At 50.4% G+C, this 20,170-nt stretch carries 19 protein-coding genes, 1 pseudogene and 2 riboswitches; of the genes and pseudogenes, 14 read left to right on the forward strand and 6 right to left on the reverse strand.

The genetic code is table 11. The features are described 5' to 3' along the window. The first annotated feature begins 154 nt into the window (after window positions 1-154). The 6 genes from ATW55_RS07450 (at window position 155) to ATW55_RS07475 (ending at window position 8,421) form a co-directional block, all read left to right on the forward strand. Window positions 155-1,483 (forward strand): M20/M25/M40 family metallo-hydrolase, encoded by a 1,329-nt coding sequence (locus tag ATW55_RS07450; protein WP_336433216.1) that lies wholly within the window; start codon window positions 155-157, stop codon window positions 1,481-1,483. A gap of 13 nt (window positions 1,484-1,496) precedes the next feature. Then, window positions 1,497-3,647, forward strand: a complete 2,151-nt coding sequence (locus tag ATW55_RS07455; protein ID WP_067714964.1) for an FUSC family protein — start codon at window positions 1,497-1,499, stop codon at window positions 3,645-3,647. Window positions 3,648-4,754: 1,107 nt separating this feature from the next. Beyond that, window positions 4,755-5,183: a hypothetical protein gene (locus tag ATW55_RS07460; RefSeq protein ID WP_067714968.1), complete on the forward strand. Its 429-nt coding sequence runs from the start codon at window positions 4,755-4,757 to the stop codon at window positions 5,181-5,183. Between the two features lie 20 nt (window positions 5,184-5,203). Continuing rightward, a complete protein-coding gene (locus ATW55_RS07465) occupies window positions 5,204-6,394 on the forward strand; it encodes a hypothetical protein (RefSeq protein WP_153005058.1) in 1,191 nt (396 codons plus the stop codon). A 122-nt stretch (window positions 6,395-6,516) separates the two neighbouring features. Further along, on the forward strand, window positions 6,517-7,884 hold the full coding sequence (locus ATW55_RS07470; RefSeq protein WP_336433217.1) for a M20/M25/M40 family metallo-hydrolase: 1,368 nt from the start codon (window positions 6,517-6,519) through the stop codon (window positions 7,882-7,884). 183 nt (window positions 7,885-8,067) lie between these two features. After that, on the forward strand, window positions 8,068-8,421 hold the full coding sequence (locus ATW55_RS07475; RefSeq protein WP_067714975.1) for a helix-turn-helix transcriptional regulator: 354 nt from the start codon (window positions 8,068-8,070) through the stop codon (window positions 8,419-8,421). Window positions 8,422-8,433: 12 nt separating this feature from the next. Here ATW55_RS07475 and ATW55_RS07480 read toward each other — a convergent pair whose 3' ends face one another. Beyond that, window positions 8,434-9,117, reverse strand: a complete 684-nt coding sequence (locus ATW55_RS07480) for a YitT family protein (protein ID WP_082685642.1) — start codon at window positions 9,115-9,117, stop codon at window positions 8,434-8,436. A 193-nt stretch (window positions 9,118-9,310) separates the two neighbouring features. Here ATW55_RS07480 and pcp point away from each other — a divergent pair, with 193 nt between their 5' ends. The 6 genes from pcp to ATW55_RS07510 all read left to right on the forward strand — a co-directional run bounded on the left by pcp (window position 9,311) and on the right by ATW55_RS07510 (window position 15,066). Then, window positions 9,311-9,973, forward strand: coding sequence for a pyroglutamyl-peptidase I (pcp, locus tag ATW55_RS07485; RefSeq protein ID WP_067714982.1), 663 nt, complete (start codon window positions 9,311-9,313; stop codon window positions 9,971-9,973). Between the two features lie 78 nt (window positions 9,974-10,051). Next, window positions 10,052-10,136: riboswitch (cyclic di-GMP riboswitch) on the forward strand. Window positions 10,137-10,198: 62 nt separating this feature from the next. After that, window positions 10,199-11,953, forward strand: coding sequence for a bifunctional diguanylate cyclase/phosphodiesterase (locus ATW55_RS07490; protein WP_067714985.1), 1,755 nt, complete (start codon window positions 10,199-10,201; stop codon window positions 11,951-11,953). A gap of 125 nt (window positions 11,954-12,078) precedes the next feature. Continuing rightward, window positions 12,079-12,678 (forward strand): FMN-binding protein, encoded by a 600-nt coding sequence (locus ATW55_RS07495; RefSeq protein ID WP_067714988.1) that lies wholly within the window; start codon window positions 12,079-12,081, stop codon window positions 12,676-12,678. Window positions 12,679-12,693: 15 nt separating this feature from the next. Continuing rightward, window positions 12,694-13,614, forward strand: a complete 921-nt coding sequence (locus ATW55_RS07500) for an FAD:protein FMN transferase (RefSeq protein WP_067714993.1) — start codon at window positions 12,694-12,696, stop codon at window positions 13,612-13,614. Beyond that, window positions 13,611-14,495, forward strand: coding sequence for an RnfABCDGE type electron transport complex subunit D (locus ATW55_RS07505; protein WP_067714996.1), 885 nt, complete (start codon window positions 13,611-13,613; stop codon window positions 14,493-14,495). Before ATW55_RS07500 ends, ATW55_RS07505 begins: the two co-directional genes overlap by 4 nt. Before the next feature lie 124 nt (window positions 14,496-14,619). Then, entirely contained in the window at window positions 14,620-15,066 is a 447-nt protein-coding gene (locus ATW55_RS07510; protein WP_067714999.1) for an OsmC family protein, read from the forward strand. A gap of 53 nt (window positions 15,067-15,119) precedes the next feature. Here the strand turns inward: ATW55_RS07510 and ATW55_RS07515 are convergent, their stop codons facing one another. The 4 genes from ATW55_RS07515 to ATW55_RS07530 form a co-directional block, all read right to left on the reverse strand. Further along, the gene (locus tag ATW55_RS07515; protein ID WP_160327191.1) at window positions 15,120-16,016 is read right to left on the reverse strand and encodes a TasA family protein; all 897 of its coding nucleotides are present in this window, start codon (window positions 16,014-16,016) and stop codon (window positions 15,120-15,122) included. Window positions 16,017-16,111: 95 nt separating this feature from the next. Further along, window positions 16,112-16,720 carry a TasA family protein gene (locus ATW55_RS07520; protein ID WP_067715007.1) on the reverse strand — a complete coding sequence of 203 codons (609 nt, stop codon included), beginning with the start codon at window positions 16,718-16,720 and terminating at the stop codon, window positions 16,112-16,114. 120 nt (window positions 16,721-16,840) lie between these two features. Beyond that, a complete protein-coding gene (locus tag ATW55_RS07525; RefSeq protein WP_082685644.1) occupies window positions 16,841-17,416 on the reverse strand; it encodes a signal peptidase I in 576 nt (191 codons plus the stop codon). A gap of 27 nt (window positions 17,417-17,443) precedes the next feature. Continuing rightward, complete coding sequence (locus tag ATW55_RS07530; RefSeq protein WP_067715012.1) at window positions 17,444-18,178, reverse strand: hypothetical protein; 735 nt, start codon at window positions 18,176-18,178, stop codon at window positions 17,444-17,446. Window positions 18,179-18,478: 300 nt separating this feature from the next. Next, a riboswitch (cyclic di-GMP riboswitch) is annotated at window positions 18,479-18,570 on the forward strand. Window positions 18,571-18,605: 35 nt separating this feature from the next. Here ATW55_RS07530 and ATW55_RS07535 point away from each other — a divergent pair. After that, window positions 18,606-18,791, forward strand: a complete 186-nt coding sequence (locus ATW55_RS07535) for an anti-repressor SinI family protein (protein WP_067715016.1) — start codon at window positions 18,606-18,608, stop codon at window positions 18,789-18,791. 71 nt (window positions 18,792-18,862) lie between these two features. After that, a complete protein-coding gene (locus ATW55_RS07540) occupies window positions 18,863-19,195 on the forward strand; it encodes a helix-turn-helix domain-containing protein (RefSeq protein WP_067715019.1) in 333 nt (110 codons plus the stop codon). Between the two features lie 559 nt (window positions 19,196-19,754). Here ATW55_RS07540 and ATW55_RS17200 read toward each other — a convergent pair. Continuing rightward, a pseudogene (locus tag ATW55_RS17200) lies at window positions 19,755-19,867 on the reverse strand (multidrug resistance efflux transporter family protein); the annotation flags it as partial. Window positions 19,868-20,170 lie beyond the last annotated feature (303 nt).

The following is a 20,170-nucleotide window of genomic DNA, read 5'->3' on the forward strand; positions in this document are numbered from 1 at the left end:
CTGAAGTCTGGTTCTATTTGGCATTCGAATGGTCCCCGTGGTCGACCAACTGGGAAAAAGATGCGTGGGGCCTGCTGTGACGCCACATTTCTTTACACCGGCATTTTCCGATGAGATACTTGGAATAAATATCATGGCGGATGGAGTGTGCGCAGTGAGCGATCGGATTCAAGAGATCATGGAGCAGGTGTCGGCTCACTCAGACGTGAGGCGCTCGCTCGCATGGATTCATGCAGATGTGGAGAGAACGATCGAAGAGCAGATCGAACTCACAGAGATTGCGGCACCGTCGTTTCAGGAGGCGCTGCGCGGAGAGCGATTTAAGGAAAAACTCGAAGCGCTTTTTCTCGAAGATGTCTGCATCGATCCGGTGGGAAATGTGACCGGAATACGCCGCGGGGTGGGGGATGGGCCGACCTTGCTGATCTGTGCGCACCTTGACACGGTGTTTCCGGCGGGGACAGATGTGTCAGTAAAGCGGCGCGAGGGACGTCTTTTTGCGCCAGGGATTGCGGATGACGGCAGAGGGTTGGCTACTGTGCTGGGACTGGCGCGTGCGCTTCAAGAGAGCGGGATCAAAACGCGCGGAGATATCCTTTTTGGGGCGACCGTTGGAGAAGAAGGCCTCGGTGATCTGCGCGGCGTCAAGGCGTTGTTTGGCGGGCATACACAGGCGGAACCAGCGCAAGCGGGACTTACTTCAGCGGATTACGTCCCGCGGATCGACGGTTTTATCTCGATCGAACCGGGTTCGCCGTCGCGCACTACCTATCTCGCGACAGGAAGTCGCCGCTATCGCATCACATTTCATGGACAGGGCGGACACAGTTTCGGAGATTTTGGGACCCCGAGCGCGATTCACGCGTTGGGGCGAGCGATTGCGAACATTGCAGATCTTCGTCCGCCGCGCGATCCGAAGACCACGTTCAACGTGGGCGAGATATCCGGCGGAACATCTGTGAACACGATCGCGCAGCGTGCCAGCATGCTGCTTGATCTTCGCTCAAACTCGCTCGCGGAACTGTCGGCCTTAGAAGAACAGGCGCTTTGCGCAGTACGAGCGGCGTGCGATGAGGAGAATCGCGGTGTAGATCGTCCCAAACTTCGCGTTGAGATTGAAAAAATTGGGGATCGTCCAGCAGGCGAGCAGTCTCCGGATGCTCCCATTGTGCGCGCGTCTCTTGCGGCGGCGCGTGTGCTCGGTCTTGAGCCCGTCCTTGATCAGGCGCAGAGCACGGACGCAAATGTCCCCATCCAACTCGGTATTCCATCCGTCACGCTCGGTGGCGGCGGCGATTGCGGCGGCATGCACACGCTTGAGGAGTTTTTTGATCCCCGTGGAAGCCATGTTGGAGTACAACACGCATTTTTGACAATGCTAGCGCTTGTGGGCGTGCGAGATGCGTGGGAGCCACTTCTTGAAAATCGTTCTGCGAGTCAGTCTCGATCATTGAATTGTGGCGCGGACGAAACACTCGTTTAGGAGAACAGCCGTTGTGAAGCGAAGAGAGATTCCTGCATTGATTGATCTGTTGATGTCCCATGACCGATCGCAGTTGCATGTCCAGGCGGGACTTAGAAATGCTGTCGGCATCGCGCTCCCCCTGGCCGTGGGGGCTTTTTTGGGGCAAGTGCCCGCCGCTATCGTTGTCGCAATCGGGGCGCTTGTCACTGGTTTTGCGGGCATCACGGGGACCTCGCGCTTGCGTTTGCGCACCATGATACTCGCTTTGATCTGGCTTGGCTTGTCAACGTTCATCGGGACGATGAGTGGAACCCTTGCGTTTTTGTCGGGATTGCTCCTGATGGTGAGCGCCTTTTTTGCAGCCATCCTGGTTGCGGTGAGTCCTTCCGCCGCACAGGTTGGCTTGCTCTCAACACAGAGCATGATCATTTTTATGGCGTTTCCCGCCGATCCGATTCACGCGCTTGCGCAGGCATTGCTTGTCATGTTGGGGAGTTTCACACAAATTTCTCTGATGTGGATTCACGATCGCCTAGCTCCACTTCGCGAAGAGACCGTAGGGGTGTCGCGCGTGTTTCGTGCAGTCGGACAATTCGTGGCATCGCGTACCCGCATGTCGGAGTTTGCTGTCGTGCGGGCGCTTGTCTATGCAGAGACGCAACTGAACGACTCGCGTTTACCCACATCATCGTGGCGACAGCTTCGGATTTTGCTTGATGAAATGGAGCGTGTGCGAAACGCCGTCGTCGCGCTGAATCGCTCATTTCGATTGCTTGAGGAGAGCGGTTTTAAAGGAATGAGCGAGGCAGTGTTGTGGCGTTCGTCTTTTTACTCGGAGTTGAGCGCTTCGATCGACGCACTTGCCACAGCGATTCTCGAGCGTCAGCCATTGCCTGAGCGCTCGCTTCATCCGGAGATTTTTGCAGAACACTGCGGCACCTTTGTCACAGGTGAAATGGCGAAGACAGGCGCTGGCGCAATTGGGCATGTCATTGCGCAACTGACTGACGACATAAAAACAAGCATGGATCGCATGGAAACGGTCATGCGGCACGGTGCATCAGAAAATCTGGGCATTAACCTCCCAACACCACAAGCTACTTTTTGGCAGCCCATTCGCACGTTGTTCGTGACAGTGCGCGCAAATGTTACATGGCGATCTGCCGCGCTGCGTCACGCGATTCGCGTTTCGTGCACGATTGGGATTGCGTTTGCCCTATACCGAATGATCCCGCTTCCGCGCGGTTATTGGGTTCCGCTCACTGCGCTGCTCATCTTGAAGCCTGATTTTTTTTCGACGATCAGCAGAAGCCTTGCACGGGTGGTGGGCACCGCAATCGGGGTCGTCGTCACGTCAGCGCTGATCGCCATTCCTCAGCCAGTGCCGCTGTTCAGCATTGTCTGGATCATCGTGTTTGCGGCACTTCTTTACACCGTATTCAACTACAACTACCTCCTTTTTTCAGTCTTCATCACATCGGAGATTGTGGTACTCTTGTCGTTTTTTGAACATATGGCGCCAGTACTCGCGGTGCGTGATCGACTGCTTGATACGATGATAGGGAGTGCGCTTGCGCTGATTGCATTTTCGCTTTGGCCAACCTGGCAGCTTACCAATGTCCCGAATGCGTTGGGCAATTTTTTGCGCGCCGATTGCCGTTATTTGCGGACGGTGTTTCAGCAGATGAGAGGGGCGGATGGCAACCGAGTCTCGACATCAGACGCTCGCAAAGCAGTGCGTTTGGCGCGTACCAATGCGATGGCCGTCGTTGAGCAAATGATCAATGAGCCGCGTCATGGCGTGCTCGATCGCGCTTCGGTCAGCGGTTTCTTGCTGGCTCTGCACCGGTTTGTCGACAACTTGTTAGCGCTTGAAACAGGCATGCGCGCGCTGCGCAGTGAAGGCCGGATGCAGTGTGATACGTTGATGCATCACCAGGATTTTGCAGAAATGCTTGCAGAGATCATGGAAGGGATGGAGTCCTTAGTACGCGCGTCTTTGTCTGTGCAACCGGATCGCGAAATCATACTTTCAAAGATGGCGCAAAGACTCGCAATGGTGTCGCCGCAGTGGACTGAGCAAGAATGGAAAGACCCTTACCTGCGAAATATCGCGCAGCGACTTCTTGGAAACGTGAGCACGATGATCCGGATGATGCCACTCGATCAGGCGGGAGAGTGAGTGTTTGGCAGGGGAGTGGAGCTTCATCTCGCACAATTTTACAAGAATGGACAATTTCCCTGGAAATCAACGTGGTTTGTCGATCGATCGTGTAAAAAAATTTGTATCGATGCTTTCGAGGTATTACTTGAATGAAAAATTCGTGATAACCTCGTCCGTACGGAGATTTCTCCGTATTTTTTTGCATAATTCCTTTCTTTGTGTTGTGTGAGTTATACTAGTCTTTGTTTAGTCTCACCTGAGTGGCTTGTTTTTTCATTGCAATCGTTTCTCGATAAGTCTTATAATGAAAGTTGAATAGTCTGTATTTTTAGGGGGAGTATGAGTGGAGCGTATCATTCTTGATCATTTGAAACTTCGATCCAGAATTGTCATTTTAATCTCGCTAACTGTTTGCTTGCCCATTTTGCTATATGTACTATTTCACTTGAAAACTTATCAGTGGGGTCGCATTGTGCAATTTTTCGATATCATGGGGATTCACAGATAGAAAAAGCGGGGAATATGCTCCGTACTTTTTTCGATGACATTCAATAAATTGCGGCATATTCGCTGTATGTTGTGAGACTACCTACGTCAGAATACGTGGTGAAATTGTCCCCGCTAGGGCCATTCCAGTATGGTGACATGTTTACTGTGTAGAATTGAATCCATCAGGAGAATTCGGGATTACCGTTCCATACGGAGATATATAGTCGTAGGTATCCCACTGGATCTCCGATTGATACACTGTCACAAAGCCACTGGTCATCTGGCAGCCCTTATTTGACGAACTTTGTCAGACCGAAACGGAAGAGAGTGTGTATCTTACAGGTGGATGATTGCTAGGATTCTGAGTGTGTTAATGAGCTACGCAAGTTATGGCATGAGCTTGCGCTTTATTTATTGGGTGATGAGCCGACGAATGATGATGCAAAAATACAATTTCGGCAGATCATCACGAGCGAGGAAGGTAATTGCGCGAGTTGACAGGGAAAGAAAAGATGTGGAGCGGGGAGCCTCTCCACATCTTTTCTATAGACCACTTATCCGATTGACAAAGTCGGATAAGTGGTCTATAGTCGGTTTACTTACAGTAAACCGATGTGTTTAAGGGGTTATAGAGATATGTTTTTTCTTGTCCTGATTCTTGTCTATACACTATTTTTGCTTCTCATCAGTCAGTATTCCAAGCGTCATACAAAAAATGGCGGTCAGTTTCTCGATGGCGGGCGTTCATTTGGTGTCTGGCACGTGTTCGTGATGATGACAGCCATGTGGGGATCTTCCATGTTCGCCGTTGAGCTTGACTCAGGCTATCTTACAGGTTTATCTGCGATATGGTACGGGATTTCGGTGATCGTCTCATCGCTGCTTGTCGCAAGTGTTCTGCTTCGCCCCTTTCGCAGAATCGGCTATCTGACAAACTCGAACCTCCTGGGGCGCGTTTACGGCAAAAAGGCGCGCGATTTGGCAGCGCTTGTCATCGGACTCACGTTTCCGATTTTTGCAATGAAAAATGTGCTGGCGGCAGCACCTATTTTCATGTCATGTTAGGTTGGAACCTTGCCGTCGTCTTGATTTTGACCACACTGTTGGTCATTTTGTATGTGTCTCTCGGCGGTCTCTGGTCTCTTGCATATGTGCAGGTTGCAAACCTCGTCTTGTTCACGGTCGGACTGGCGGTGGCAGCCTACTACAGCCTTCACGGTCACGCCGTTTTCACGACGCCCGTTCCCAAGCAGCCACACTTTCAAGGCTTGGCGGGCGGCGGTTTGGCGATGATTCTGGTGTGGTTTGGGATGAACATCCTGAATTCTGTCAGCGCGCAGGCAGAGTTTCAGACCATCTCCTCAGCCAAGAGTGTTCGCAAAGGAAAACTCGGCGTCTATCTCTCTTCCATTGTTCTCGTCGGGTTTGCCATTGTCCCAACCCTCCTCGGTATGGCGGCGCGCACGCATCACATCGCCATGAAAAGCGGCCTGCTCGCCTTTCCAACCTACTTGCGCATGGTTGCGCCGCACTGGGCTGTGCTGCTCGTCGGATTAGGGTTTTGGGCTGCTGCGCTGATCTGGTGTGCACCGCTGATGTTTTCTGGCGCGTCAAGCTTTGGTCTTGATTTGTTCAATCGCAAACAACAATCGCATGACACATCTGCCGTACGCCGTTTTACGCGACTTTCGATGCTTATCCAGGGGGCTCTCATCGTGATTTATGCATTAATCAGACCGGGCGAGCTTGCCTGGTGGGCGGTGTTTGGCCTGACCCTTCGAAATGCGGCGATCGTCGGGCCGACGCTTACCTTTTTGCTCTGGCCGGCTGTTCGCGAACGAACCGTGCTTTTATCCATGGTCGTTGGTGTCGCGGGTGGGCTTGGCTGGAATGCGTTCACTGGATTTTCAGCGACGACTTTCGCTTTTCACATCAATCCAATGTGGGTGGGCACGGGGCTCTCGATGACCGTCATCATCCTCGGCACTTTTTTCGAGAATCGCAAAGCGTTACAGTGGAATCGTCAGCTTAAAAAACGCTATCTGGGATGGTCCATCGGAGCAATCGGGTTGCTTTTGATCATCGCGAGTCCGGCGCTGACGCATGGAGCGTATCGTTCGCTGCTTGGAGTCGACCTGTTTCTCAGCATTTTGTGTCTCTTTTTCACGGCGATGCTTTCTACAGAATTGCGGGATTGCGCGAATGAAGCGGAACTCTCCAACTGTCAAAGAGGGATCTGCGGTAAGAAAATTCGGCGCATTCTTGAATCGCGATAAATCACAGCAAAGGATTATCTGATGTTTTGTCGAAATAAATAGATAAGAACAAACACAAACGGTGCTTGGAGAGCGCCGTTTGTGTTTGTTGAGTTGATTTTGCGTGATGAGGGGGAGTGCAGGTGAGATCATGGAAGGAAATTGTGGCGCGGCAGGTTCCGACTGCCTTGACGATGCTTCAGCGCTATTGCCAGCAACCGAGTATCGCGGCGCAACAAGTCGGGATTGCGGAGACTGTGCGTCTCGTCAAAGAGATGGCAAAGCAGGCAGGCGGCGAGGTGAGCGTGTTTGATGATTGCGGAGGGAATCCTGTGATCTGCGCAGAATTTGCCGCAGGCCCTCGGGGAAATCGCGACAAAACGCTGCTTTTTTATAATCACTACGACGTGCAACCTCCCGAGCCACTCGACGAGTGGACGTATCCTCCCTTTGGAGCAGAGATTCATGACGGGAAGGTTTTTGCCAGGGGTGCTGCTGATAATAAGGGTGATTTGACGGTCAGGCTGCAGGCGATTATCGCTTTGAGAGAAAACGGCGGTCTGCCGTGTAATGTGAAGTTTTTGATTGAAGGGGAAGAGGAGATCGGTTCGCCGTCGCTTCCGGCCTATTTGGAAAAATATGCAGATCAATTTAAGGCGGACGCATGCATCTGGGAGTTTGGCGGCAAAAATATGGATGGGCAACCACAGATGGTCGCGGGAATCAAAGGGATGTGCTACCTTCAACTGTGGTGTCACGGCGCTGACGTGGATCTCCACTCATCTAATGGAGCTATCGTCGACAATGCTGCGTGGCGTTTGGTGCAGGCGCTGGCGTCCATGAAAAGCGTGGATCATCGCATTCTTGTTGACGGTTTTTATGAAGATGTCGCTTCTTTGACACCTGAACTTGTACAGTATGCCGAAGAACAGCCGTTTCACGCCGAGCGGATGAAGGAGCATTTGGGACTCCGCCGTCCATTGATTTCTGGCGACGAGAATCCAAATCTTCATTTATGGTATGCGCCAACGATGACGATCTGCGGTATTGAAAGTGGGTACACAGGCGATGGCAGTAAAACCGTCTTGCCGCGCCGGGCGCAGGCGAAACTGGACTGTCGACTTGTTCCCAATCAAGACCCGGATGATATTCTGGAAAAGGTGCGACGACATTTGCATCGACACGGCTTTACAGATGTAGAAGTGAGTCAGGTGAATGGCGAGCGGGCGTATCGCTCGGAGATGAATCATCCCTTTGTGAGGATGGTCAAAGAAACGGCCAGAGAAGCGTATGGTGTGGAGGCCGTCATGGCTCCAACCTCTGCGGGGACAGGTCCGATGTACCCGTTTGGGGAGTATCTGGGACATTCTCTGCCAATCGTGTCGACAGGCTGCGGGTGGTGGAACTCACGCGCGCACGCGCCAGATGAGTCGATTCGCATTGAAGATTTTGAGCAGGCCATGCTACATATGGTGTTGCTTCTGAATCGCTTTGGTGAAACGCAGGGTTGAGAAGATAAGAAGAGATCGGAAACGGTCGCCAATGCGTGACGCGCGTGGCGGCTGTTTCTTGATTGCGCGATCGATGTGCATGTCGAATTTATAGGATAGGGTCGGTTGCGTTCCCTGCTAAGCACAGTATAATGACGAGATGGTATCATAGCGATGGATCTTTCACTGCAAGGAGAAAAAAGGATGGCGAAAGAACGCAGCGTTCCTGGAAAACAAAATCGACACCTTCCGGCATTTCTTCTGTTGTTTCTTACTGAGCAGGACGCGCATGGCGGAGCGCTCTGGAATCAGATTTCAGCGATCATGCCGGATCATTGGGAGATTGACAGTGGTGCGGTCTATCGTGTTTTACGCGATTTGGAAGAGCGCGGATGTGTCACGTCCTATTGGAACACAGATGACGCAGGGCCTGCCAAACGGCTCTATCATCTCACGGAAACTGGACAGCGTGAATTGCATCTATGGTATGAAGACATAAAGATTCGCAAAAGAAATCTCGAGCTATTTATTCAAAAATATGATTCCTACTACCCATGATGGACTGAGCAGCTAATTCTCGCGATTTCCAATGGTTAATCTAAAAATTTTGGCGAAGGGACCAGAGAATCTGAGAATCTCATCCGTTGGGCAATCTTTGGAAGGCGCATCCAGCCATTTTCGCGAGATGGTTGCCCACGCCTCTGTTGCAACACCTGAAGTGAGAGCGATCACCGCTGTGAGCGCTCCGGATTTTGCGCCGTGTGACACGTACATGGCCAGGACAGAGATCGTGTTTAGGATCGCAAGACTGACGCGCAGAGGAATATGCAGACGCGCACAAAGCACTTGGCCAACTGCGGTGTAGCCACCCGTTGAATATCCTCTTGACACAAGGAGCCCAATGGGAAATTTTGAGAACAGCAGGATCAATCCGAAGGCGAGCCACTGTGGCCAAGTGAAGGTTACCGGAATCATCGCAAAAAGCCACATGCAGCCACCCGTGAGGGCTGCGCCAACCGTGGTCCAGAATGCGATTGATTTGCCTCCGAAAAGAAAAACGATACTGAAGATCATCCCTTTGATCCAGAGGTTGACGACACCGACATTCAGATGCATGATGTCTGCGATGCCTATGCTAAGGCCGCTCACACCGCCGGATGAGATATGTGAACGCTTTTCTAAAAATACAGAAATGGCTGCAAGCAGTACGCAACCGATGAAATAGCGTGTGGGTGGATATTTTTTTATGTTCAGTTGAGCCTTCCTCTCTTCCTGTCATGGCGTATGTATCAGGTGTGGATGTGGCGGGCGCGGGAGGTTGAAGGAGGTGAACCCCATATTCATTAGTGTCGGCAAGGGAAATGAATCGCAAACATGATGTGGGAAAGCAAATGCTGATCATAGATGATGGGTACAAAACATGGGGATCAAAAAAGGAGAGCGGGAGATGGAGAAACGGGTTTTGGTCACAGGGTTTGAACCTTTTGGCGGGGAGACGGTCAATCCGGCGCTGGAAGTGGTTGAGGCGTTGGCAGGTCGAGTGCTTGATGTTGATGGATCCGATCCTGTGCAGATCGTCGCGGCGAGGATTCCTACCGTTTTTGGAACGTCGATAGCCGTTTTGGAAAAGGAGATCGAGAGAATCTCACCATTCGTCGTACTATGTGTAGGTCAGGCGGGAGGCCGCCATCACATCACACCAGAGCGGGTCGCAATCAACGTGGATGACGCGCGCATCCCTGACAATGCGGGGAACGCGCCTGTCGATGCACCCGTCGTGCCGGGAGGAACGGTGGGCTACTTGAGCGATTTGCCGATCAAGCGGATGGTACGCGCGATGCAAGATGTTGGAATTCCGTCCTCCGTCTCCAATTCGGCAGGCACGTTTGTGTGCAATCATCTGTTCTATGGATTAATGCATCTATTGAAAACAAAGTATACTCGTGTGCGCGGTGGATTTATCCATATCCCTTTTTTGCCAAGCCAAGTTGTAGGGCGGGAACTGCCTTCTATGAATTTGACCGATATGGTGCGCGGATTGGAAGTTTGCGTGCGTGTCGCTGTTGAGCATACGTTGGATTTGCCGCTGTCGGGCGGAAAAGAGTGCTGAACACTCTATCAATCTACATTGTATACTAGAAAATGCAGGAATTTTGTCGAGTTTTATCGAAACCAATTTTGTGTAAAAAAAAAACATCGGCAAAACTGTGGAAACGCAGTGGCGCAAAGCTACAGGGGCTTCGGCAAACTTGCCATGCTAGCCAGTTGCAGGTATCGGACCCCCTCGCTGTCTTTTGACGAGTGGGTTTTTCTTTTTGAATGGAGGAGATGCACCATGCTCGGATTTGTGCTGAATGAACGCTTACAGATTGCATCTTCAAAAATGTTGACGATGTTGAGTCAAATGATCGATGTGAATACGCTGTTTGTGGCCATCAATGATGAACAGGTTAATGAAATTATCAAGGTGTACAATCGGCTCGAAGTTTTGGTTCAAGAGGGTCCCGTGCCATTTCTTGAGAGTTATTGCCATCATGTCTGTGAAACGGCGAGCGATGTGCTCATCATCTCAAACACGACAGCGGATGAGCGAACATCTGCGATGGCGATCACATCGAGTCTCGGGGCGACATCCTTTATCGGTGTGCCGATCATTTTGAAAAACGGATGGAAAATTGGGACAATTTGTGGTATGGACCGGATGGCTCATGAGTTTACTGCGAAAGAAACTGAAGCACTGCACGTTGCCGCAACGTTTATCGGTTACGTGATTGAATTAGAGCGAACTGTGTATGTGGATGACATCACGGAGGTGTATACGCGGAGATTCTTGTACGAGTCCTTTCACGCATTTGCCAGTAAGCACTCAATGATTTGCATGTTTGTATTGGACCTTGATGATTTTAAAACGATCAATGACAGTCATGACCACGAGTTTGGAGACAAAGTGCTTCGCGTCATTGCCAAGCGCATTCACGATACTTTTTATTCTAAAGGAATCCTGTTTCGTTTAGGCGGCGATGAGTTTGCGCTGCTCTCCTCCGATCCTACAAATTGTGAAGAGGCATTGGCATTCGCACAGCAGGTGCTTGATCTCTTTTCTGTTCCATTTTCGGTTGACGGGATCACCCTTTTTGTCACGGCGAGCATTGGAGTCTCTTGGTATCCGGAATGTGCGGTGCAGTTGCAGGAACTTCTTCGTTACGCTGATATGGCGATGTACAGCGCGAAGCATGCCGGGGGCAATCGCATCATGTGTTTTGACCCGAAGCAGGAGGCGGAGATGCGCGAGCGACTCATCTTGGAAAAACAGTTGCGCTCAGCGCTTGAAAATCAGGAGTTAGAAATTTATTATCAACCCAAAATTCTTGTGAAAGACGGATCGATCCAATCGATCGAGGCACTGACGCGCTGGCGGGACGCATCAGGTGAATGGATTTCACCTGAGCGGTTTATTTCGATTGCCGAGGAGAGCGCGCTCATTGTCACGTTGGGGCGATGGGTGCTTCTCAGCGCGTGTCGGCAGTTTGTAAATTGGGAAAGAAGCGGAAAGGCTCCAGAACTTCTATCCGTAAACGTTTCACCCAAACAATTTCAACTCGGAAACATGGTGCAAACCATTCGTGAGGTGATTGAGGAGACCGGAATGGATCCGCGGCGTTTGGCAATTGAGATCACGGAAGGTCTGTTGATGAACAATTCGATGGAAATTGCAGAAGAACTTCGACAGATTCGTTCACTTGGCATAAAAATCGCGATTGATGATTTCGGAAAGGGATTTTCTTCGCTCTCTTATCTTCACTTATTCCAACCTACTCATCTGAAAATCGACAAATCGTTCATTGACAACATGCTCTACGATTCAGGGCAGATGTCCATTGTGTCTGCGGTGATTCATCTCGCGCACAATCTAAAGATGGCGGTCATTGCAGAGGGCGTCGAGAATATGGAGCAGTTTAACCGTCTGAAAGCAGAAGGGTGTGACTATGTCCAAGGCTATCTGTTTGCCAAACCGCTTCCTGCCGAAGAGATTGAGCGTTTTGCCAGCAGTTACCTGCAACATGGAGACAAACGGTTTCGGGTGGGTTGACGAAATGATGCATTGACACAGGAAATGTTTTCTTTGTAAGGTTGATGCCAGTTTCGGCTGTTAAGCTGTCCCCAAGTTAAAGCAAAGAATAGGATAGAAGCTTTGAACTTGGGAGGTTGTTTTTTTTGGCGAAATTAGGAAAACGCTTGATGAGCGTTTGTGGAGCGGCAGTTACGGCGGTGTATGCCGCAGGTTACATTTACACGATGCCTTCAGCGCAAGCCAATACAAGTAGTGTACCCGGTTTAAACCCAACGACACCTGCGCCGTCGCAGTCCACGCCAGGCGCGGCTGCCAAAGCGTATAACCACAGTAAAACGCAATCTTCCGCAAAGAAATCTTCTCCTACGCACCATCCGACTTCCTCTTCTACATCGACGAACGGCACTTCAAACAAAGGAAATCCCAAATCCCAAACGTCATCGAGTAATGCAAAAAAACCAGCGGCAAAAGCCGCACAGTATAAAGATGGCGTGTATACAGGCGTCGCGAGCAATCCATACGGAGGACTCTCGCTTGCAGTCACGATTGCTCACGGAAAAATCGCGTCTGTTAAGATCACGTCTTATTCCATGCACTATCCGCAATCTGTCATTGATCCTCAGCTTCCGCAGGAGGCTGTCCAGATGCAGACTTGGAGAATCTACATCGTATCAGGAGCCACTGCGAGTACATACAACTTTGCAGAGGCAATGTACCAGGCCCTGAACAAAGCCAAGGCTTGAGGAGTGCGCAAAAAAATGATGTCGCGACACAGTGAAGAAACGCGCCTGCTGTTGGGAACGACAGTCTCCATTTGCGTCGTTGGGCCAGAGCCGACACACATGCGCGAGCAGGCGATTGAACGCGCGTTTGCCGCCATGCGCTTTGTCGAGGAAACATGCAGTCGGTTTGATGAGACAAGCGCGCTGCGTGAACTTTGCCGTCACCCTGGGAAATGGATGACGGTGCCCGATATTTTATTTGAGTCTGTGCGAGTCGCGCTTGAGGTGAGTGAACTCACGGAGGGTGTGTTTGATCCGACGATAGGCGGGACGCTTTCTAGGCTTGGGTTTACGCGCCACTACGCGACGGGAGAACAGGTGATTGTGGCGGATGATGTGATCCATGCAAAGGTGACGTATCGCGATATCGAACTTGACGAGAGGACGCGTTCCATTCGTCTTCGCAAGCCGCTATTGCTCGATTTGGGGGCAGTGGCAAAAGGCCTGGCAGTCGATTTGGCAGCGCGCGAATTGAGCAGCCTTGAAGGGTTTGCGATCAATGCCGGGGGAGATGTTTATGTGCATGGCGTTGATCCGCGGGGCGATCTTTGGACGATCGGCATTCAACATCCGTTTGAGAATGGGGAGCAAATCGCATGGCTTGAGGCGACGGATGTGGCGGTTTGCACATCGGGCAGCTATGAACGGCGCAGTCCGCTTCATCCGGAAATGCATCACATTGTGCACCCGGGACAGGGGCGCTCTGATTCTGATTTGGTAAGTTGCACAGTGTTAGCGCCTTTGACGATGTTGGCGGATGCGGTGTCGACGGCAGCATTTTTGCTTGGGGCAAAGCGAGCAAAGGAATTCGTGGATGACATGGCACTCGCAGCCCTTTTCATCAGGGATACGCTTGAGATCACGATGACCGAATCCATGAGGGGGTATATGAGATGAGTGAAAAGGAACGTGTAAAAAGAGCACCACAGCCCTCATTTGAGCGATTTATCAAAACGCCAAAAGGGACGGTCATGGCGATGCTGATCGGTCTCACAATGATCGCGGCGCTTCGTCCGCAGGATCATTTCGGGCTCGTCAACGCATTGGTCGCCGCGCTTACTGGCGTTGTTGTCGATGGCGCAGTTGCGCTACTTTTGAAACGGGGGAAACTCTTCTCGGATGGCGGGATCATCACGGGATTGATCGTGGCGGATGTGCTCAGCCAAAAGACACCGCTGCTTTGGATTGTGGCGATCACGGCGATCGCGCTTTTGTCAAAACACATCTTAAAGTTGGGACGAAAACCACTTTTTAATCCTGCGGCGTTTGGGCTCTTGATCGCAACGTTCATCGTCCAATCCGGCCAGAGCTGGTGGGGAAGCCTTGCGCTTATGCCGACATGGCTCACGTTTGTGGTCATCATCGCGGGGGTTTTTCTGACGGTTCGCGTCAACAAATTTCCGCAGGTCGCGGCGTATCTGGGGACGTATTTTGGGCTGCTTTTTTTGATGGCGATCTTCCACCTCGGGCTGCCAACCGACACGCCGGCAGATGCATTGCGCGTGCCGTTTGTGAACACGGCCTTGTTTCTGGCGTTTTTTATGGTGACGGATCCTCCAACATCGCCTGCCGCGTATGGACAGCAGGTCGTTTTTGGCTTTGTGACAGCCGTGGTGAGCACGATCATTTTTGCGACAGTTGGGGGACTGGCCTATCCGCTGATTGGACTGCTTGTCGCGAATGGGTGGAAGGCGCTATGGAGCCTGCGAAGCAGTCGGCAAAAGGATAGTGATCGCACGAAGGGGCGCACGTATTCGCCACAAGCGTCAAACTCTTGATGAAACGACGAGATTTTGAAAGAGAAACCGCGCTCTGCACAATGGCGCGGTTTTTTTCGCGGTTCATTGCAAGCGCGAAAGCTGTATAATTGAAGAAAGTTGATTTCACGGGGGCGGGTTTGTCATGGCGGATTTGACGTTTCAAGCGAATTTGAAGTGGCGCGGCGTTGGCAGGGAAGGAGAGGGTGCGGCGACGATTGCAAAGGATGTCACGGTGTGCTATTCGGCGCCAGATGCGATGGGTGGAAAGGGTGTTGGGACAAGTCCGGAAGAGCTTTTGATTGCTGCAGTCGCGTCCTGTTATAGTGCCACGCTGTTTCGCATGCTGCAAAAGCGTGAACTCGCCGTCGCCGATTTGCAGATTCGCGCTGTGGGGGAAGTGACGGGGTATCCGCTTAACGGGAAATTCGCAAGGTTGACGGTTCATCCCGTGATTCACGGCGGCGACGCTGCGCGCCGCGAAAACTATCAACAGGTGGCCAACGCCGCGCGCGACACGTGCTTTATCGGCAAGACCATTGCGGGGAACGTCGAGTATCTCGTGGGGGATGTGGTGTTTGTAGAAGAGTGAAAAAGCAGAAAGAAGCGTCCGGGTCGATCGGACGTTCTTTCTGCTTTTGTGGATTACATCGCGAGCGGGTTGTTGCGCGTCTGCACCCAATTCGTTCTAAAGTTGAAGTAGACAGATTTTCCTTGCATCGAGTTCGGGTCAATTCCTGAACCTGTAGGCGGTCTCAGGTCGAACCCGACTGTAAAGGCGAGCAGTGTTGATTGCCCGGGTTGTATCACATCATTGAAAGAATTGACATTGTACGGTGACTGATTGACAAAATTTGAAGTTTGATCATTAAACATTTGTGTCACAGCGACTGAGTCGGTATTCACCGTCTGTCCATTCGATACTGCAGTAAGATTGTTGATGCTGTGAAGAAGACCGTTATTCACAGCGGTCAAAAGTTGTTGCCCCGTGTATCCCATGCCTCCGTACTTCTGATAAAGACGGTTGACTCCATCGAGGCATTCTTCAATTTGGGTGGATGTTTCTTGATTGGACCATTGGTCGTCGTTTCCTGTCGTTGATGAAACAGGGACGAGTTCCCATACGGTCACATTGGATTGATTTGAAAAAGAAGTATCGTTTTGAAGTGTAACTTGATTTGCTGATGAATTTGAAGCTGTTAATCCGTTGGCGTCAACAGGTGTGGCTGAAATGGAGGTTAGTCTTGCAGTTAATGTTCCTGTGTTTTCGAGAAACAGGCCACGCGTGTGTTTATCGCCAGGCGCCCACAGTCCTGTAGGTACGACACCTGCTTGAGCGGATGTTGTACTTGTGTAGAACATAGGTCCCGTTTGCGGAATGTCGTCACGTTCAGGGGTGACATTCAGGGTTCCGGCAGTGAATGTGTTTGCCGAGTTGTGTGCACTTGAAGTGAAGAGTGCGAACGTTCCGCCTCCGACAAGCGTGCTGAGTGTAAGGATCCCTGCTATGGAAAGCAGTGGTATTTTCGTCGAGTATTTCAACATGGTACCTCCTTGTGAAATGCACTTCATTTAAAAAGGTGGTGTTTTCACACCACCTTGAATCGACTTGGCATTCTTAAGCGATTGCTATTAACTTAGCTCCAGCTAGAAGGCCCGACTGCGCCTGTGTATGGAGAAGATACGGGGTTTTTGCTGCTGTCGACCGAGTTGTTCCGCGCCTGCACCGCCTCGACGGTGATCGTTGCAGTTCCCGTTTGCCCTTGGTAGAAGTTGTTTGCGTCAAGCGGCAGTGAATAGTTGATCGCGATGGTCGTGCTGGAACCTGGCGCAAGGAGATAACCGGAGCTTCCAGCCGTCATGTTGGCATTAGGTTTCAAAACAAGCGGCATGTTGTTTGCCGACGTTTCAGTGACAGAATTTGTGCCACTAGAAGCAAAAATCGCGCCAGACGTTGCGATTCCGCTGGAAGGAATGACGACCCACTCAGACAGTGTTCCTGTGTTCTTTACGGTCAAGTTGACAGTTCCCGAATCCCCAGGGGCCATGTTTTGGAAGTTGTAGGATGTCGACGTGAATGCGGGTTGGCCGCCATTTGTTGCATCGACGATGACCGTGCCAGCCGCGAACGTGTTGCCTGTGTTCGTTGCATTTGATGTGAACAACGCGAACGATCCGCCCGCGAGCATCGCTGCGCCCACCGCAGATGATGCCATTGCCAAAGCTACTTTTGATGCGATTGCCATTTGAATTTCCTCCCTAGATCCCCTATTGGGTTATGTTTGTTTCAAACTTCTCGCGGTATGGTTGGATGAGTCCATACATTGCCCGTCGAGAAGATCTCAACCGAATGGAATGTGGTGCATTTATACTTCGGAACGATTGGGGCCAACTTCTTTTGCCCGCAGTTCTTTCCGAAGTGATCGCGTGAGGCTGATCATTTGAGAGATGATCAGGAGTGCGCCGGGAATGATCAACGTGAGCGCCATTCCTAGCTTTGTTTTGACAAATTCCAGGTAGTAACCGACATAGGGAACGGTAAAGTTGTCATACTGCGCAACCACGTTTTGGGATGGTACGAGAAAGAAGTCGGAGACCTTGTTTGCGTCGCCTTTTGTGTGAAACAAAAGCTGATTGCCGCGATGAATGACTTGAACGATGCGGTGCGTAATCAACATATTTTGGGTGTATGGTGCTTTGAATGTAATAATTTCTCCAGTTTTTAACGTGACTGGATTTATGTGTGGTGTATCAAAAATGACAGAACCGACTTGAAGTGTTGGCACCATCGACCCGGAGAGTACGACGTACATCTCGTGTCCAAAAATTGTCGGCGGTCCGCCCGCGATACGGCTGGAAACGCCCAAGTAGAGTAACAGCGCAAAAAATATGAGAAGGAGATAGGTAATCACTCGGCCAGACCATTTCAGTGTTGCTTTCATTTACTTGATCGCCTTCCTCATCATCATCTAGTTGGAACTTGGTTTGTTGTACACATCACTCACGACACTCGTAGATGTTTGTGGCGAGTCGATGCCAGAGTGGGATGTATCAGTTTGATCGGCGTTTTTATCTTGTTTCAAAAATTTCGAAATAATGCTCGTGCATGTCTGCGTGTTACCTTGCATACGACTCAGATAGGACGTTGCCTCGGACAAGGCGTTTTGTCCCCACGATGCAACCCGCGAATATGAATCAATTTCTTGCTGGGAACCCTTTTGCGAGGTGGCGGTTTGGTAATTCAATTCATCTGTCGCCGCGGCTTGCGAAATGATCTCAAATGTGGCCCTTGCATTTTGCATGAGTGCTGTTTCCTGAAAAAGCAGTCTGTTGAGCTTTGTGAGAATATCTTCGCGATCCGCTTGCTTTTTCTTATCTTCCTTATCTGAACTCGCCTGTTGAGTGAGTTGCTGCGTGAGCGTTTCAGACTGTTGTGCGTCGCTCGCCAGTTGTTGGACCAGTTGCGAATACCACATTGGAAAGTGGTCGGCAGATTGGAAAACGGCTGTCATTTGCTTTGACGACGTTAACAGCGCCTCTGTGCTTCTTACAAACAGATCTGAGCTGATCGCGGAGGCGGGGGTGAGAAGAACTGTCAAGATTAAAATCGTGCGATACGGTTTTTTATGGCGTTTCACACGCATGGATCGATTCCGTTCCTTTCGTGATAAAAAAGGTTGTTGCAAATCTGTCGATTCATTCAAGCCCAGATCTCCTTACATTCGTTCTTAAAAACGAACGATCATGTGTTCATTATAACGAACGAACATCGTGTGTCAATAGGTTTTTAAATCATTTTTTATGAAGTTTTCATCCTCATTAAATTGGCTGTATGAGAGTGAAAAATATTTTTATCGACGGCGACCGACATTTAAGCATAGGTGGATTGCTGCGCACATAAAATGCTACGTGATGCCGTCGAGGGTTCGCGAAAAACGTCGAAATTGCGTGTAAATATTTTCTTGTCGGTATAGGAGATAGCGTTTACGATATACATAAGCACGAACCGGAAATCGCAAACCCGTTGAAATGCGGGGACGCAAAGTCTCAGTTCTAAGGCTGACCCAATGTTGGCTAAGAAGGCTGGACCGCAGAAGGTTCCTATCGATTCGATGGGAGGCAAGGGTCTTCATGTCAAATGCTGAGCTGATCCAGTCCGAAGGCATTGATGTTGGGTGGATTTTCTTAATGAAAGAAGCCAAGGCACTGGGGCTGAGTCTTGAGGAAGTGCGTGTCTTTCTTTACAGTAAAAAAGATGTAGTGTATGATTCCTCATTAAGAACAGATGAGATAGTCGATCTTAATCAAGAACGATAGAGCGTTCGCAGATAAGATGCGTCTAAGGTTTTCGGGGTAGGGTTTTGCGATGCAAGGTTAGGAGGATCACCATGATCGGAGAAAGGATTCGTTCGCTTCGCAAAGAGAGAAATCTCTCACTTTCCGAACTGGCCGAGCGAGCGGATATCGCAAAGTCCTATTTGAGTGCTATTGAGAGAAACATTCAACATAATCCTTCGATTCAAGTGATTGAAAAGTTGGCAAACGTCTTTGAGATCCCGATTCAATACTTGTTGCCACCTGAAGACGTAGCCGACACTTCCCTTGAACTCGATCCAGAGTGGCTGCAATTGGCCAAAGAAGCGGCTGACTCAGGAATCAGTAAAGAAGAGTTCAGTCAGTTCCTTGAGTATCAAAAGTGGCGAAAGCAACAGTCGAAGTAGAGCCCATATCTGAGATTCCCACACGGTAGGAAAAATGAACACACTTAGAGATCATTCGAGTCACGGTGCGCGAATGGTCTTTTTTATGGTTCGGCTCAGCCGTCACTGCTTCCGACGGTCGCTTGCACGTGCGCTTTGGCCGGCATGAGAGAGGTTTAAAATCTCCCTCAAAACAAGAAAGCGCGACTTCTCCACAAGGTTTGTGCGAGAAGCGCGCCTTTTATGCCCGGTTTGAGAAGTGTTTCAGCGTGTCACATGGCGTAGTCAGACGGCCGTCATGAGAAGAAATGCGGCCATACCGATAAAGAGACTGGCCATGGTGCCATTCTTGCGAAAGAATTCGAACATGCAAACATCTCCTTATGGGTATTTGGATTGTCACATCCTATATATAGTTTCGACACAAATCGTTCATAACCTTCATGAGTTAAAAATTTTTTTAGTGAAACGGATAAGCTGTGCAGCACCAGCCCTAACACGACGAAACAAAGACCGATTGCGTTCCAAGGTGTAAGCGATGTGTCAGGAATGAGCCATTTTTAACCGAGAACCGGGAAAAAACCTCTCCTGACTGCGTGGCTTCGACAGAAGCGAGTTTTTTCGGGTGATTGCACGCCAGATCGGTGGCAGAAAAAAGAGGACTGTGGCAATAACGCCAGAAAATAGCGCAACGTTGGAGGCGTAGCAAAGCGGAACATAAAAAATCCGAATCCGATGAAGCTCAACGTTGCCAAGGCTCCGGGTTTTTGCTTCATTTCAGCAAAGAGCAGTCGCAACTGCCGTCTTGCAGCGACAAGCAGAAAAAGGAGCGGAAGTGTAAAAAGGTAGCGCAGCGACGCACTTTATAGGAAACTCCCCCTTGAAAGCTCATCAGGCGATTCAGAACGAAGGTGATTGCGAAAAAAAGGAGGAAAAAATTCCTAATCCATTGGCCTTCACTAGGATCTCTCCGTCAATTCGTGATGCGATCTGTCA

This window comes from Ferroacidibacillus organovorans (assembly GCF_001516615.1).
Lineage (GTDB): Bacteria > Bacillota > Bacilli > Alicyclobacillales > SLC66 > Ferroacidibacillus > Ferroacidibacillus ferrooxidans_B.

Coding starts and splice junctions, on each gene's coding strand:
- ATW55_RS07475 (WP_067714975.1), top strand. CDS start 8,068: ATGGCGAAAGAACGCAGCGTTCCTGGAAAACAAAATCGACACCTTCCG.
- ATW55_RS07525 (WP_082685644.1), bottom strand. CDS start 17,416: ATGAAAGCAACACTGAAATGGTCTGGCCGAGTGATTACCTATCTCCTT.
- ATW55_RS07510 (WP_067714999.1), top strand. CDS start 14,620: ATGGCGGATTTGACGTTTCAAGCGAATTTGAAGTGGCGCGGCGTTGGC.
- ATW55_RS07460 (WP_067714968.1), top strand. CDS start 4,755: ATGTTTTTTCTTGTCCTGATTCTTGTCTATACACTATTTTTGCTTCTC.
- ATW55_RS07505 (WP_067714996.1), top strand. CDS start 13,611: ATGAGTGAAAAGGAACGTGTAAAAAGAGCACCACAGCCCTCATTTGAG.
- pcp (WP_067714982.1), top strand. CDS start 9,311: ATGGAGAAACGGGTTTTGGTCACAGGGTTTGAACCTTTTGGCGGGGAG.
- ATW55_RS07500 (WP_067714993.1), top strand. CDS start 12,694: ATGATGTCGCGACACAGTGAAGAAACGCGCCTGCTGTTGGGAACGACA.
- ATW55_RS07490 (WP_067714985.1), top strand. CDS start 10,199: ATGCTCGGATTTGTGCTGAATGAACGCTTACAGATTGCATCTTCAAAA.
- ATW55_RS07540 (WP_067715019.1), top strand. CDS start 18,863: ATGATCGGAGAAAGGATTCGTTCGCTTCGCAAAGAGAGAAATCTCTCA.
- ATW55_RS07535 (WP_067715016.1), top strand. CDS start 18,606: ATGTCAAATGCTGAGCTGATCCAGTCCGAAGGCATTGATGTTGGGTGG.
- ATW55_RS07520 (WP_067715007.1), bottom strand. CDS start 16,720: ATGGCAATCGCATCAAAAGTAGCTTTGGCAATGGCATCATCTGCGGTG.